The sequence below is a fragment of the Pseudomonas sp. FSO-7 genome, assembly GCF_059579345.1.
In genome coordinates this window covers 3,881,257-3,897,688 of record NZ_CM184193.1, presented here as the reverse complement: position 1 = coordinate 3,897,688, position 16,432 = coordinate 3,881,257, and the positions used below count along the sequence as shown (strand labels likewise).

Genomic DNA, 16,432 nt, shown 5'->3' with positions numbered 1-16,432 from the left:
TTTCCGAGGTGTGGTTGGCATGCTGTGTGTGCCGTTGGCATTGTTGGCGGCACAGGCCGGCGCCGCTGAAACCAGAGTGTTCGAGAACAGCTTTGGCCGAGTCGAAGTGCCCGTGGCCCCGCATTGCATTGTGTCTTTGCATGACTTCAGCCTGACGACCCAGCTATTGGAACTGGGGGTCAAACCCTGTGGTTCGACGGGGCGCAAAAAGCTGTTCTCGGACGTGTTGTTTCGCGGAACGCAGGAGCACTTCAATGTGACGGGCATCCAGTATATAGGCTCGCATCAGTCGCCCGATCTGGAAGCCATCGCGGCCTTGAAGCCTGACTTGATCATTGGGTTGTCGTATCACGCCGACATCAAGGAGAAACTCAGCAAGATCGCACCGGTCGTGCTGCTGCCCGCCCGGGAAAGCGACATCAAGACCTACGCCAAGGAGCTCGCCGACCTGGTCGGCAAGCAGCAGCGCTATGAAGAAATGCTCAATGAGTATCAATGGGTCGTCAGCGAGTTCAAGAAACGCGTGAAAGATCCTTCACGCATTACCGTCACGACGTTGGAAGTCTACAGCGATGGTTTCCAGTTGATCGGCCGCGGTGGCATGGACGATGTCATCACCGATTTTGGCCTCGGGCGTGTCGCCGCGTACCGAGAGGCGCGGCAAAACGTGCCTTACAGCCTGGAACGAATCGGCGACTTCGACAGCGATTTCATTATCGACACGTATGAAGAGCTGCTCGACTCAGAAGCCAGCACAGCGGCGTTTCGTCAGTCCCCCCAGTGGCAGAATCTGTTTGCGGTGAAGAATCGCCAGTTCTTGTACCTCAATCGCAGCCGCTATGCCGATACGATGCAGGGCCTGTTGGGTTCCGCCTATCTGCTGATGTCGCATGTCGCCGAGCGGGAGAGCGTGCTACAGGCCAAGTAAATGTATCCTCTGCGATACAATCGACATTAATGACAATGATTCTCTATTGCGAGTGTTAGTCGTTTGTATTAGTTTATGCTCTCGAAAATGCGCTGATCGGAATGGCGGGGGCTTAAATGGAAAGCAGTTTGATGCGTGCACAGGTTCAATCCATGGATGTTGTGCCGAGTAGCGAGCAGGCTCTGCCGTTCATATTCCAGGCCCCGCTTGCCGGTGATACCTGGCAAGCCAGTCGGGCGCAAATCCTGCAGGCCGTAGAAACCGAGTTGCCGCGAGTGGGTGGCATTTTGTTTCGCGGCTTTGCGTTCAAGGGAGAGGCGGATTTCGAGGAGTTTGCCCGTAGCTTCGGTCATGAACTGCTGACCTACGACTACGCTTCCACCCCGCGCACCAAGCTCAACAACCGGGTATACACCTCAACCGAATACCCGGCCCATCAGGTTATCCCGCTGCACAATGAACAGTCCTATTCGCTGAATTGGCCGATGAAGATCTGGTTTCACTGTATGCAGGCCTCGCAGGTCGGCGGTGAAACCCCCATTGCCGACAGCCGCCTTGTTTACCAGCAACTCGACCCCGCTATCCGTCAACGCTTTGCCGAGAAGCGCCTGATGTACGTGCGCAATTACGGCAACGGCCTGGACTTGCCCTGGCAGCAGGCTTTCAGCACCGAGGACCGCTCGCAGGTCGAGCATTTCTGTCGTGCCAGCAATATCGAGTTCCAGTGGAAGGACGACGGCGAGCTTTCCACTCGCCAGGTCTGCCAGGCTGTTGCCCAACATCCGGTGACCGGGGAGTGGGTGTGGTTCAACCAGGCGCATCTGTTCCATATCTCCAACCTTGCAGCGCCGGTGCGCGAAACATTGATCTCCATCGTCGGGGAGGAGGGCGTGCCGCGCAATGTGTTTTATGGCGACGGCTCGCCGATTGAATTGCAAGCGCTGGAGCACATCCGCGAAGTTCTGCAACGTTGCCAGGTGAGCTTCCCCTGGCAGGCGGGCGATGTGTTGATGCTCGACAACATGCTGGTGGCTCACGGTCGCTCGACCTTCCAGGGATCGCGCAAAGTCGTGGTCGCCATGGCAGAGCCAGCCTCGGCAGGCTGATCGCCTCCCACTTTCAGAAAGCCGTCGTAATGGGCGGCCTATTTCGAACAAGCACAATCAAGGACATCAAATGCTCGATCGCCTGATGCATCGCTGCTGGCTGCGTGGAATTCGCCTATCGATAGCCCAAGGTCAATTGATCGTTTCGCACGGATCGCCAGGTGCGCTGGATGATGAGCTCAAGGCCGAGCTCCATGCACGCGACGCCGAAGTGCTGCAGTGGCTGCAACAGCATCCCGATTATTTCGCGGCCCGGCCCCTGACGGATAACGAGCAGGCGCTGTGGTTTCTTCAGCGTCTGGAGCCTGACAGCTGCGCCTATAACATTGCCTATGCTGGCCGGATCAAGCCGCAATTCGTCACCCAAGATTTGCCCCAACGTCTGCAAGACGCCTGGGCAACGGTCCAGCAGCGCTATCCGATGTTGTGCACGCCCTATGCCGAGCGCAACGGCGAGTTGTTGCAGTGGAGCCATCGCGAGCGGGTCCAGCCGTTGCAGTACGTGGCCCTGCAAGACGCGGACCCAGAGACCTTGCAGCAACGTATCACTGAGTCGGCCGATCTTCCCTTCAAACTGGAAGAGGGGGACGTCAGTCGGGTCGTCCTTTTGAACAACGCACGCGACGGCCACGTCGAGCACACCGTGCTGTTGGTGATTCATCACATCGCGGCGGATCTGGCCACCTTCTACATTGTGCTCAATGAGCTGTTCGCATTGATCAACGATCAACCGCTGCCCGCCGTCAACCCCGAGGCCTATCGCGACTACTGCAGTGACCTGCATCTGCGCAGCGAAGCGGCCGAGCCCGTGGAGCTGGCCTGGTGGCAGGCACAACTGGCCGAAGCCCCGACGCTGGAGTTGCCGACGGATTTTCCCTACGGCAGCAACCAGGCATTCAAAGGTGGGGAGTTGTCGGTCCGCTTCGATCCGGCCACCACGGCACGGTTTCGCGCCGTAGCCCGAGAGGTGGGGGTGACGCCGTATGTGCTGTGGTTCTCACTGTTTCAGCAGTTTCTCGGCGTGCTGTCAGGCCAGGACGATTTCGTCCTGGGAACGCCCAGCGGTTGGCGCCTGCGACGTGAGCACGTCAACCTGCCGGGTTACCTGGTCAATCCGCTGCCGATCCGCTGTCGTCTGCGTCGGGATCTGTCCAGCGGCGACTGGGCAAGGCAGGTGGATGCCACCGTCAAACAGGCCTTGCAGCACCGCCACTATCCATTCTCGCGCCTGGTCAAACAGTTGGATTTACCGCGCCAGGTGGGCAGGGCGCCGCTGTTCCAGCATATGTTCACACTGAACAAGGAACGCATCGCGCCTTTCGAACAGTACGTCGACCGTTTGCTGTCGGAGCAGCGCGGCGCGGCCCACGAACTGAACATGGTGATCATCGACGAAGAAGAGGGGTTCCTCTGCCGTTGGCGTTACAGCAAGGCGTTGTACCGCCATGAAACGATCGAGCGTTATCGGGATCAGTTCGTCGCTTTGGCGCTGGCGGTGCTCGAACAACCCCACGTGCCGTTTGCCGAACTCGACTGGTTGCTGCCCGAGCAGCAGTCATGCCTGAAAGGGGAGGATGCGCCGGTCGCTGTCAGCAACGCCTGGCAGTCTTTCACCGAGCAATGTGAGCTCAAGCCCCAGTCGATTGCTCTTCAGGATGAGCAGGGTACGCTCAGCTATGCCGAGCTGGGACGTGCTGTGGTCGCCCGTGGCGAACGCTTGCAGGAGGGCGCGAGCCTGGCCGGTGAGCGTATTGCCTTGTGCCTGCCGCGCAGTCGCGAACTGGTGATGCATATGCTTGCAACGTGGCAGTGCGGCGCGACCTACCTGGCCCTCGATCCGCAGTGGCCGGCGTCGCGTTTGCAGGCTATCTGTCAGGATGCGATGCCCAAGGTTTGGGTCAGTGAGGGCGTGCGCCCCGAGTGGTTGCCTGAACAGGTTCGGTGGTTGGCGTTGCCGCCTGCGCACTTGTCCAGTGAATCACCTTTGCGGGCGGCCCTGGCGGCCGATCTTGCGGCTTACGTGGTGTACACCTCGGGTTCCAGTGGTCGGCCAAAGGGCGTGAAGGTCAGCCAGGGCAATCTGATTCATTACGTCAGTGGATGCCTTGAGCGCCTGGATCTGCCGGCCGATGCGAGCCTGGCGAGTCTGGCCAGTTGTGCGACCGACCTGGGTCATACCGCCCTGTTCGGCGCACTGCTGAGCGGCCGCTGTCTGCGCCTGCTGGCCGAGGACTTGGCCTTCGACGCCGAGGAACTCGCTGAGGTGCTTGAACGCCAGCCCGTCGATCTGTTGAAAATCGTGCCGTCGCACCTCAACGCTTTGTTGGTCGCCAAAGACCCGCAGCGGCTGTTGCCGCGTCAATGCCTGGTCACCGGTGGCGAAGCCCTGGGCCACGATCTGGTGACGCGCTTGCGCGCATTGAAGGCCGATCTGCGCATCGTCAACCACTATGGCCCCAGCGAAACCACCGTCGGGGTGTTGACCCATGAGGTCGATGCCAGCGGCGCGGCACCGTTGGGCCGGCCACTGGCCAATGTCCAGGTCAGCGTGCGTTCACCTGACGGCGCTCTGTTGCCGATCGGTGTCAGCGGCGAACTGTACGTTCAAGGGGCGACTGTCGCCCAGGGTTATCTCAGTGCCCCGGATGCCGATCACGCACGCTTTGGTGAGCACGGTTATCGCACCGGCGACCGCGTGCGGCTCAATCACCAGGGGCAGGTGGAGTTTCTCGGCCGCCTCGATGAGCAGGTCAAGATCAGGGGCTACCGGGTGGAGCCGGCGGAAGTCGCGGCACAGTTACGCGCCATGCCCCAGGTCAGCGACGTCAGGGTGCTGAACAGCCCCACGCCGTTGTCGGGCAATCGACTGGTCGCCTTCCTGGTCGCGCCGTCGGCCGCGCTGGCCGACATCCAGGCGACTCTGCAACGGCAATTGCCGGACTACATGCACCCGGCCCAGTGGCATTGCCTTGACGGTTTCGCCTTGCTGCCCAACGGCAAGGTCGATCGCCAGGCGTTGTTGCGCCTGGCCGAGCAAACGACGGCGCCAGCCCCTGGGGCAGGGCTGTCGAGCGAGCAGCCGTTGAACGTCGTGGAAGCCGCGTTGCTGGACATCTGGCGGGCCATGCTCGGCAACCCCGAGGTGGGGCCTGATGACAACTTCTTCGCGCTGGGTGGCGACTCCATTCTCGGCCTGCAAATCATCGCCCTGGCGCGTCAGCAACAGATTCTGATGACGCCCAAGCAATTGTTTGCCGAGCAAACCGTGCGTGCCTTGGCCCGGGTGGCGCAGACACCACAGCGCACCCTTGAACAACGCCTGCTCGAAATCGCTCGGGAGATCCTCGGCAACCCGGATCTGCGAATCGACGACAATTTTTTCTCGGTCGGCGGCGACTCGATCCTGAGTTTGCAGATCATCGCCCGGGCCAAGCAACAGGGCCTGCAACTCAAGCCCAAGCAGATCTTCGAATATCCCACCGTGCGTGGCTGGGCCGAGCAGGTCGTCGACCTTGGCGCGATGAATGCGCAGCCCGCCAGCGACGTGTCCGAACCCACTACGGCATTCGCCTTGACGCCGATCCAGGATTGGTTCTTTGCCCAGCAGCAGAACCTGGCCGAACACTGGAACCAGTCGCTGTTGCTGGCCTTGGACGAACCCCTGGATCAGGAGCGGTTTGCCCGGGCCCTGGGTTCGTTGCTTGAGCGCCATGCCAGCTTGCGCCTGACCTTTGAAGCGTCTCCACAAGGCTGGCAACAACGTTACCAGGGCTTTTCCCAGGATCAGGTCAACACGCTGTTCCGGGTGGAGGAAGAGCCCTTGACCGATGCCTTGCTGCAACGTTCGCAGCAGGGCTGGAACCTGGCGCAGGCGCCCTTGATCCGCTGGGTGTACTTCGCCCAAAGCCGGGAGTTGCTCTGCACGGCCCATCACCTGTTGGTCGATGCGGTGTCGTGGCAGGTTCTGTTGCACGAGTTGGAAAGCCTGTACCTGCAACCGGACGTGGCGCTACCCGCCGTCACGGCAGGTTTCCACGTGTGGAGCGAAGCGTTGCAGCGTCACCGCGTCGAGCCTGATGTGCTGGCTCAGGTGGATTTCTGGCATGAGCAACTGGCCGCTGAGGGCGTCGTGCCTGAACAGGTCAGTGTGTACGGTGAGAGCCGGACGCTGGACGCGCAACTGTCGGTCGAGCAGACGCAGTTGTTGTTGGGCGATTGTCATGGGGCTTACGGCACCCAGGTCCAGGATCTGTTGGTGGCGGCGCTGGCCGGTGCCATTGGGCAGTGGCAGGGACGGGAGCGAGTCACGCTGGAACTGGAAAGCCACGGTCGCAGCGGTTGGGAGCAGGGCCCCGATCTGTCTCGTTCGATCGGTTGGCACACCAGCCGTTATCCGCTGGCCGTCGACACCTCATGGGATCCTGAGCGCTCGATCATCGCGGCCAAGGAAGCCCTGCGTCGCGTACCTGAACAAGGCATGGGCTACGGACTGCTGCGGCTCGATCCGACCCACGGCCTGGGAGCGGCCTCGCTGTTGACCTTCAACTACCTGGGACGGGTCGATCAATGGATTGAAACGTCCAGTCTTTGGCGATTGGCCCGGCCGATCTGTCCCGGCATGCGCGCCGACAGCACCCGCCGCACGCATTTGCTGGATGTCACCGCGTTGGTGAACGAGGGTCGGTTGCATATCGAGTGGCGTTATGACCCCCAGGTCCACGCGCCAGCGTTGGTCCGCGAGTTGGCGCAGCAGTTCCAGCAGCGCATCGGGGCCTTGCTGGAGCACTGCCTGGCGCCCACGGTGGGGCGCGCCACGGCTTCGGACTTCGCTGACTCCGGCTTGTCCGACGATGAATTCCTGGGGCTGCTCGAACAACTCGAGCAGTAATTACCCCTGCGTCCCCATACATTACAGGTTCGGATACCGTCAGCATGAACGACAAGGTCAAAGCACTTTCGCGCAACATCGAAGCGATTTATCCGCTGGCTCCCATGCAGCAGGGACTGTTGTTCCACAGTCTGTTGCACCCCGGCAAGGGTATGTACCTGCTGCAATACCGTCATGTCATGGTCATGCCGAACCTGGATCTGGCGGCGTTCCGCCAGGCCTGGGCGCAGGTGGTGGAGCGCCATGAGTTGTTGCGCACTTCCTTTGTCTGGAAGCAGCAAAAACGTCCGATGCAGGTGGTGCACAAGCAGGTGGAATTACCGATCACCTACGAGGACTGGTCGCATTTGAGCGAAGGCGAGCAGCAGGATCGCCTGGAGCAATTGCTCAGCGAAGAGCGAGCCCAGGGGCTGGACTTCACCAAGGCGCCCCTGATGCGCGTCAGGCTGTACAAGCTGGCGCCCGACACCTACCAGTTCGTGCGCAGCTATCACCACATCCTGATGGACGCCTGGTGCTTCTCGATCATCATGATGGACTTCCTCAACGGCTACCGCGCCGCCCAGGAAGGTCGCCGCCTGAATTTGCCGGCGCCGCGTCCATACCGTGATTTCATTCGCTGGCTGGAAACCCAGAAGCCGGAAGATCATCAGGCGTTCTGGCAACAACGCCTGGCGGGTTTCGACACACCCAATGAATTTGGCTTCGGTCATGTCGGGCGCATTCAAGACGCCGTCGAGCCCGTTGAAGACTGTGTCGTACAGCTGGAGCTTGAGCAGACCCAGGCCCTGCAAAACGCGGCGGCCCAGCACGGTATCACCCTGAACACCCTGGTGCAGGGGGCTTGGGCTTTGCTGTTGGCGCGCTACAGCGGTGATCGCGATCTGGTATTCGGTATCACGGTCGCCGGTCGCCCGGTTCACCTGCAAGGCATGGAAAGTATCGTCGGGCTGTTCATCAACAGCCTGCCGTTGCGCTGGAGCTGGCGTCCGGATGATGCGCTGGGCCCATGGCTGAAAGCCTTGCAGACCGAGAACCTGAGCCTGCGCGAACACGAGAGTGTGTCCCTGGCCGAGATCCAGCGCTGGAGCGAAGTACAGCGCCAGGACCTGTTCCAGAGCCTGTTCGTGTTCGAGAACGCGCCCATTGCCGCTGACTTGCGTCAGGGGCAACTGGACTACCTGATCAGCGACATGGCCAACCGCACCCACACCAACTATCCCATCACGGTGGTGATCGTTCCGGGTGAGCGCCTGCATTTGCAACTGACCTATCAGACCGACTGGTTCCTGCGCGAAGAAGTCGAGCAGATGCTGCGCCACTTCCGCACGTTGCTGCTGAACATCGGTGATGCCCTGCGCTCGAACGCCGAGACACCCTTGCACCACTTGGCGATGCTCGATGAGCGTGAAATTGCCCTCCAGCACCAAGTGTGGGCCGGGGGTGGTCTGGCGGCCGACGAACACCTGTTGCAACCGCTGTACATCGAGCGGTTTGAGCAACAGGTTCGCCAGACGCCCGAGCGCATTGCCATGGTTCACGGCGAGCAAAGCCTGACGTTCGACCAGTTGAACCGCGCCGCCAACCGTCTGGCCCGGCACTTGCGTGCACAGGGTGTCAAAGCCGACGACCTGATCGCGGTGTTCGACGAGCGAGGCCTGGACCTGGTGGTGATGATTGTCGCCACGCTCAAGGCCGGTGCCGGTTGGTTGCCGCTCGATCCACGTAACCCGCCTCAACGGTTGGCCCAGGTCCTGCGCCAGAGCCGCACGCCGTTGCTGGTTCACAGTGCGGGGCAGAGCGAACTGGCCAGGGAGGCTCTAGGGGTTCTCGAACAGCGTCCCAATGCCGTGCTCTATGATCCCTCGGCACTGGGCAGCTACAGCGATGACGACCTGAACATCCCCGTTCACGACCGTTCGTTGGCCTACTGCATTTTCACGTCCGGTTCCACCGGCACGCCCAAAGGAGCCATGGTGGCGCACGCCGGCATGCTCAACAACATCCTCGGCAAACTGCCGGGGCTGGGGCTCGATGCGAGCGATGTGATTGCCCAGACCGCGCCGCAGTGCTTCGACATTTCCGTCTGGCAAACCCTCGCCGGCCTGGTGCTGGGGGCGCGCACCGTGATCCTCGGCGATTGCGTCGTGCAAGATCCGGACGCGCTGGCTTCGGCCATTGAACGGCACGGCATCACCATCCTCGAAGCCGTGCCATCGCTGATGCAAAGCCTGCTCGATGCGGGACTCGAGCGTACGTGCCTGCGCTGGGTGCTGGCCACCGGCGAGGCGCTGCCGCCGGCATTGGCGCGTCGCTGGTTCGAACGCTATCCCGCCATTCCATTGATGAACGCCTATGGGCCGGCCGAATGCTCCGATGACGTCGCTTTCCATCCATTGCTCGAACGTTTGCCGGAGCAACGCATCAATGTGCCGATCGGTCGCGCCACATTGAACAACCGCTTGTACCTGCTCAATGCTGATCTGCAACCCGTGCCGGCCGGTGCGGTGGGGGAGATCTTCGTCGCCGGGGTTGGCGTCGGGCGCGGCTACATGGCCGACCCGGCGCGCACGGCGGCGGTGTTCCTGCCGGATCCGATTGCCAACGATGGTTCCCGTCTTTATCGCACCGGTGACCTGGCGCGCTTCCTGCCCAATGGGGATCTTGAATACGTCGGCCGTACCGACCATCAAGTCAAGATCCGCGGGCATCGCATTGAACTGGACGAGATCGAAGCCTGCCTGACCCGTTACCCCGGCGTTCGGGAGGCGGTGGTCGTTGCCCGTGATGACCAGCAACGCGCCAAGGTCCTGGTGGCCTATGTGGTGGCTGATGCCCAGGCCAGTATCGAGGCGTTGCGCGAGCATGTCCTGGGTAACCTGCCGCCGTACATGACGCCGGGCGCCTTTGTGTTCCTGGAGCGCTTTCCCCTCAATGGCAACGGTAAGATCGACCGGAAATCCTTGCCTGCGCCGGATTTCGCCGCGCAAAGCCAGGCCCGCTATGTCGCCCCCAGCAGCGAGCTGCAAGGTCAGATGGTCGAGGCTTGGCAGAGCGTGCTGGGCTTGGGTCAGGTCGGTGTCGAGGACAATTTCTTCGAACTTGGCGGTCACTCGCTGCTGGCCACACAACTGATTGGTCTGATTGGCAAGCTCAGTGGCAAGGATTTGCCTTTGCGCGTGGTGTTCGAGCGCCCGACCATCGCCGCCATGGCCGATTGGCTGGAAAACCAGACCAGCACGGTGAAGTCATCGCCAATGCTGTTGCCGCGCCCGGAAAAACTGCCACTTTCGTTTGCCCAGCAGCGCCTGTGGTTTCTGCAACAACTGGATCCGCAAAGTCCCGCCTACAACCTGGCCGGTGCCGTGCGCTTGACCGGCGAGTTGCACATCGCCGACCTGCAGGCTGCCCTGCAGGCCGTGGTCGATCAGCACGAAGTGCTGCGCACCGGGTTTACAACCGAGGCTCAAGGGCCGAGCCAGGTGATCCTGGCCCGCACCGAGCTTGAGATGCCATTGATCGAGGTGCAGAGCGAAGAGACGCTGCACGACCTGCTGCGTCAGGATGCAATGACCCCGTTCCTCCTGGACGCCGCGCCGTTGCTGCGGGCCAGACTCTATCGCCTGGCGTCGGATGCGTATGTCCTGTCGTTGAACTGCCATCACATCGTTGCCGATGGCTGGTCCCTGCAATTGATCATCGACGGCGTGTGCAAGCAGTACCGCAACCGGCGGCTGGGTCTGACGACCGAACAGTCAGTACCGTCGATGCAGTACGCCGACTACGCACTCTGGCAACGCCAATGGATGGACAGCAAGGCGTGCGAGCAGGAACTGGCCTACTGGCGCGAGCAGTTGGCGGGCGAGCTGCCGGTGCTGGAGCTGGCGGCTGATTTTCCCCGTCCTGCCCAGGCCAGCCAGGCGGGCGGGCGTGTTGAACGGCGCTTGCCCGAGGCCCTGGCGGCACGTTTGCGCGCGTTCAGTGCCCGTCACGGCTGGAGCAATTTCATCCCGATGCTGACCGCGTTTCAGCTGTTGTTGCGCAGCCGCAGTGGCGCCGACGACATTCTGGTCGGCGTTCCCGTCGCCAACCGGCACCATGGGGTCTTGCAGCCCCTGGTCGGTTGCTTCGTCAACACGCTGGTGTACCGTAAAAAGCTCTCGGGCGAACGCAGCCTGCTACAACTGATGAGCGAGCTGCAAGCGTTGTCCGTGTCGGTTCAGTCCCATCAGGACTTGCCGTTCGATTACTTGATCGAGCAGCTCGGCGTGGCTCGGCAGGTGAGTTACAACCCCTTGTTCCAGGCGATGTTCAACTACTTTCCGGGTAACGCGCTGGAGCGTTTTGAACTGACCGATGTGATCGCCGAGCCGTTGGACAACCGTCCGGACAGTGCCCTGTGTGACCTGCACCTGGATGTGCGTGACAGCGAACATGGCATCAGCCTGAGCCTTCAATACAGCAGCGACCTGTTCCGCGAACAGACGGTGCAAGCGATGGTCGAGCAGTACCTGGCGTTGCTCGAAGCGTTGCTCGAGCAGCCAGGGCAAGCCTTGGGTGAACTGGCCTGGCAACCTGCCGAACGTTGCCTTGCCCGGATCGAGGGACAGGGCGTGGCCGGTCATCAGGACATTCTCCAGGCCTTCGCTCTTCAAGTGGCCCGTCAACCCGACGCGATGGCCGTGCAGGCCGGCAATGAACGCCTGAGCTATGCCGAACTGGATCAGGCCGCCGAGCGACTGGCGGCGGCCTTGCAGGCCCATGGCGTTGGCATCGAAGATCGAGTGGCCCTGAGCCTGCCCCGTGATGCCCGTCTGCCCATGGCCATGCTGGCGATCCTCAAGGCCGGCGCTGCCTATGTGCCGTTGGCCGAGGACACGCCACCGGAGCGTGGCCGTTACATTCTTGAGGCGGCGCAACCCAAACTATGCCTGGGCGCTGCCGCGAGCCTGGCGGTGTTGGCGCAGTGGAACAGCGGCGTGCCGTTGCTCGACATCGATGCCATGAGCGCAGCCGACCGCTACCAGGCACCGGTATCGGCGGCGGAGCAGCTTGCTTACGTGTTGTACACCTCCGGTTCCACCGGCCAACCCAAAGGCGTGGCCATCAGCCGTGGCAACCTGATGAACCTGATGCTGGCCGTGGACCAGGTCTTGCCGATGACGGCCCGGGATCGGGTGCTGGCATTGACCACCGCGACATTCGACATCGCCATTGTCGAATTGCTGCTGCCGCTGGCGCATGGCGCCAGCATCCTGCTGGCCGATCGCGAGCAGGCGCGTGATCCCCAAGCAATCGATCAGCTATTGATGACAGGGCAACCGACGGTCATGCAGGCCACTCCGGCGACCTGGCGAATGCTGGTGGCGCATACCTCGCGCAGTTGGCAAGGGGTGCGTGCCGTTTCCGGTGGAGAAGCCTTGCCCTGTGCACTGGCCGAGGCCATCGAGGGCAGGGGCGCCAGGGTGATCAACGGTTACGGGCCGACAGAAGCGACAGTCTACAGCACGTTTGAAGTACGCAACGGCGACGAGGGTGGTGTCGAGGTACCCATCGGACAACCGGTGGCCAATACCGCCGCGTATGTCCTCGATGCCGATCTGCAGCCAGTGGCCGCCGGTGTGCCCGGTGAACTGTACCTGGCCGGGGCCAACCTCGGTCGGGGTTACTTCGCGGCGGCGCGATTGACCGCGGCGGCGTTCCTGCCGGATCCTTTCGTGCCTGGCGCTCGCATGTACCGCACCGGTGACCGGGTTCGACGCAACAGCAGTGGCGGCCTGGATTACCTGGGGCGTCTGGATTTCCAGGTCAAACTGCGTGGCTTCCGTATCGAGTTGGGTGAAATCGAAGCGCTGCTGGCGCGTATTCCAGGGGTTCGCGAAGCGGCTGTCGTGTTGCTGGGTGGCGGTGAAACCGCGAGTCTGGTGGGTTACTACGCCGGCGACGCCCAGGATGAAGCGATGCTGCGTGAGACCCTCGGCGCGCAATTGCCGGACTACATGTTGCCGAGCCAGTTCGTTCGCCTGGACACCCTGCCTTTGAGCCCAAGCGGCAAGGTTGATCGCAAGGCATTGCCGGCACCGGTACGGCGCGACGGTCGGAGTGGCGTGCTTTCGGGCGAATGGGAGCAGGCGTTGGCCAAGCTCTGGGAGGAGCTGTTGGGATGCACCGATATCGGTGCCGACGATAACTTCTTCGCCTTGGGCGGCCATTCGCTGCTGGCGGCGCGCCTGGTGGCGCGAATGGCCGAGCAGCATGGCCGGCGCCTGCCCTTGCGCACGGTGTTCGAGCGGCCGGTCCTGCGCGATCTGGCGGCGCAGCTGGCGGCGACGAACATTGAGGCCGAGGAGGTCCTGCGTCATTTTGAAGAGCCGCTGGCACCGCTGCATTTCACCCAGCAGCGGCTGTGGTTCCTCGACCGTTTGCAGGGCGATACCCAGGCCTACCATTTGTCCCTCGCCTTGCGTCTGGAGGGCGCGCTGCAACCGGCGTTGCTGGAGCGGGCGCTGACGCAACTGATCGACCGCCAGCACAGTCTGCGCACGGTGTTCAGCGACACGCCCGAAGGCGCACGTCAGCAGGTCGAGGCGCTCACGTCGGTACCGTTGAGCTTCGAGCCACTGGCGATAGATGCGCACTCGCCGGTTTTTGCGCAGAAACTGAGTCAAGAGGCACAGCGTCCCTTCGATCTTTCGGCGCCCCCGCTGTGGCGGGTGCGTGTGTACCAGGGCCAAAGCCTGAGTGTGCTGCAGGTCACCTTGCACCACATCATCGCCGACGCCCGTTCGCTGGAAATCTTCTTCAATGAACTGCAACTGATCTACCGGGCCTTGCTGGAGGGGGGCGACGCTTGCCTGCCGCCACTACCGCTGCAGTTTTCCGACATCGCGGCCAGTTGGCAGAGTCCCTCGGGGCACGCGCGTATCGAATCGCAGCTTGAGTACTGGCGTCGAACCCTGGCAGGGGAGCCGCCGGTGCTGAACCTGCCGACCGACATGCCGCGCCCCGCGCAGCAGGGTTACAACGGCCAGCGCCTGCGCTTCAGCCTGCCGGCAACGCTGGTCAAGGCGCTGCGCGAGACCGCGCAACGCCATGGGCTGACTGCGTTCGCGCCGTTGCTGGCAGCCTGGAAAACGCTCCTGGCCAGACACTCGGGCCAGCGTGAAATCTGGATGGGCCTGCCGGTCGCCCATCGTCACCAGGCCCATACGGATAACCTGATCGGCTACTTCGCGACCACCCAAGTGCTGCGCAGCCACATTGATGCCCAGCAACCGGTCGAACAGTTCTGGCAGCAACTGCAAGCCACTCACCTGGCGGCACAGCAGCATGGGGACGTCCCTTTCGAACGGCTGGTGGAGGCGTTGCATGTGCGCCGCGACCTCAGCCACACACCGCTGTTCCAGGCGTTGTTCAACCTGATCCAGCGCGATGTCGCGGCCAAGGGTGAGCACAGTTTCGCCGGCTTGCCGACGCAGCGGCTGGATGTGGAAAGTGACAGCGCCCTGGTGGATATCGGCTTGCACATCGAGCAGCACGGTGACGATTGGCAATGTGTGCTGGAGTACAACACCGACCTGTTCCTGGCCCGGACGGCGCAACGTTATGCCGACGAATATCTGCATCTGCTCGACGGCATGCTGAAAAACTCACAGGCGCGCCTGTGGGACATCGACCTGGCCAATGCCGATCATGCCTTGGCACAGCGACCATGGCACCAGGCGGCCGAGACCTTGCACGGCGAGGCGGACCTGATTGCCCGCTTCGAGCGTCAAGCGGCGTTGACACCCCAGGCGTTGGCGGTCGATTGCCAGGATCAGCAAGTGAGTTATGCCCAGCTCAACGCCCTCAGCAATCGTCTGGCCCATTGGCTGCGTGCGCAGGGTGTCGGCACCGATGAACTGATTGCCGTTTGCTTGAGCCGAGGCCCGTGGTTGCTGCCAACCCTGCTGGCCATTCACAAAGCTGGCGCGGCGTACTTGCCGCTGGATCCGCAACACCCGGCAGATCGCCTGCGCTTTATCATCGAGCACGCGCGTCCGGCCCTGGTGCTCAGCGAAAGCCAGTGTGGCGATGCCTTGAGCGGTGTCGACAACGTCTGGCTCGATCAGTTGTCGCTGGAGGCGTGCAGCGCCGACAACCTGGAACTGGCGGTCAACCCACAGCAACGCGCTTATGTGATCTACACCTCGGGCTCGACCGGTACGCCAAAAGGCGTGCAGGTCACCCGCGAGAACCTGAGCAACCTGCTGGCCGGGCTCGATCGGCAGTTGCCACTCAGCGCTGCGGATGTCTGGCTGGCCAGTACCACTTACGCGTTCGATATGTGCAAGCCGGAACTGTTTTTGCCGCTGGTCAATGGTGCGTCCCTATTGCTGGCCCGTCGCGAGCAGGTCGTCGATGGTCATCAACTGTTTGCCTTGCTGCGCCGCGCCACGGTGTTCCAGGCGACACCCGCCGGCTGGCAGATCCTGTTGGAAACCGGGCAGGCCGACTGGCCGCCCGTGCGCGGGCTGATCGGTGGTGAAGCGGTTCCGGGCGAACTGGTGTCCGAGCTGCGTAGCCGCGGCGTGGTACTGATCAACGCCTATGGCCCGACCGAAACCACCGTCTGGTCCACCACGCAGGCGTTGCAGGGCGTACCGTCCGGCGTGGCTGATATTGGCTCGCCGCTGCTCAATACCCGCTGCTATGTGCTCGATGAGATGCTGCGTCCGGTGCCGCTGGGCACGACCGGGGAGCTGTACATCGCGGGCGCCGGGGTTACCCGTGGTTATCAGCATGCCGCCGCCGCGACGGCTGCGGTCTATCTGCCTGACCCCTATGCCGGCGAATCTGGCAGCCGCATGTACCGCACCGGCGACCTCGTGCGCCGACGCGGTGACGGTCGGTTGGCGTATGTCGGTCGCAGCGACTTCCAGGTCAAGGTGCGCGGGTTCCGCATCGAGCCCGGTGAGATCGAATCGCTGATACGTCGTTACCCAGGCGTGGAGGAGGCCGTGGTGATGATCGATCCGCGCAGTCAAAGCCTGTTCGCTTGGCTGCAGGCGCCGAGTCCCGTTGATCAAGTGGCCCTGCGGCGGCATCTCGAAGGTCTGTTGCCGGGCTACATGGTCCCGGCCGGTTTTATCGAGCAGCCGCGTTTTGCCCTCAATGCCAACGGCAAGATCGACCGCAAGGCCTTGCCGGCGCCGCAGCCCATCGCTGTACAGGGTGTGACACCGCGCAACGAACTGGAGCAGCAACTGGCCGACATCTGGCAGAACCTGCTTGAGGTGCCGCAAGTCGGGGTGTTCAACAGTTTCTTCGAGCTGGGCGGGCATTCGTTGTTGGCGATGCGCCTGATGACCCAGGTCGAGAGCCGTTTCGGCGTCAGGATCGAGCTGCGCAGCCTGTTCCATAACCCGACGATCGCCGGTCTTGCCGAGCAGATCGAGAAACCCCAAGGGCCTTCGACCGACGAAGCCCTGGACGAAATGCAGCGCCTGTTATCAGAGATGGAAGAGTAAG

Annotated in this window: 4 protein-coding genes; all 4 read left to right on the top strand. The window is 62.4% G+C overall.

The genetic code is table 11. From position 1 onward, the window contains the following. Positions 1 to 19 precede the first annotated feature (19 nt). The 4 genes from AC515T_RS16790 (at position 20) to AC515T_RS16775 (ending at position 16,431) form a co-directional block, all read left to right on the top strand. Entirely contained in the window at positions 20 to 928 is a 909-nt protein-coding gene (locus AC515T_RS16790; RefSeq protein WP_496529240.1) for an ABC transporter substrate-binding protein, read from the top strand. Positions 929 to 1,059: 131 nt separating this feature from the next. Further along, positions 1,060 to 2,034, top strand: coding sequence for a TauD/TfdA family dioxygenase (locus AC515T_RS16785; RefSeq protein WP_496529239.1), 975 nt, complete (start codon positions 1,060 to 1,062; stop codon positions 2,032 to 2,034). 70 nt (positions 2,035 to 2,104) lie between these two features. Continuing rightward, the gene (locus tag AC515T_RS16780) at positions 2,105 to 6,922 is read left to right on the top strand and encodes an amino acid adenylation domain-containing protein (protein WP_496529238.1); all 4,818 of its coding nucleotides are present in this window, start codon (positions 2,105 to 2,107) and stop codon (positions 6,920 to 6,922) included. Between the two features lie 44 nt (positions 6,923 to 6,966). After that, on the top strand, positions 6,967 to 16,431 hold the full coding sequence (locus tag AC515T_RS16775) for an amino acid adenylation domain-containing protein (protein WP_496529237.1): 9,465 nt from the start codon (positions 6,967 to 6,969) through the stop codon (positions 16,429 to 16,431). Position 16,432 lies beyond the last annotated feature (1 nt).

Bases quoted from the DNA above. Each gene is read 5' to 3' on its own strand.
- AC515T_RS16790 (WP_496529240.1), top strand. From the start codon at position 20: ATGCTGTGTGTGCCGTTGGCATTGTTGGCGGCACAGGCCGGCGCCGCT.
- AC515T_RS16785 (WP_496529239.1), top strand. From the start codon at position 1,060: ATGCGTGCACAGGTTCAATCCATGGATGTTGTGCCGAGTAGCGAGCAG.
- AC515T_RS16780 (WP_496529238.1), top strand. From the start codon at position 2,105: ATGCTCGATCGCCTGATGCATCGCTGCTGGCTGCGTGGAATTCGCCTA.
- AC515T_RS16775 (WP_496529237.1), top strand. From the start codon at position 6,967: ATGAACGACAAGGTCAAAGCACTTTCGCGCAACATCGAAGCGATTTAT.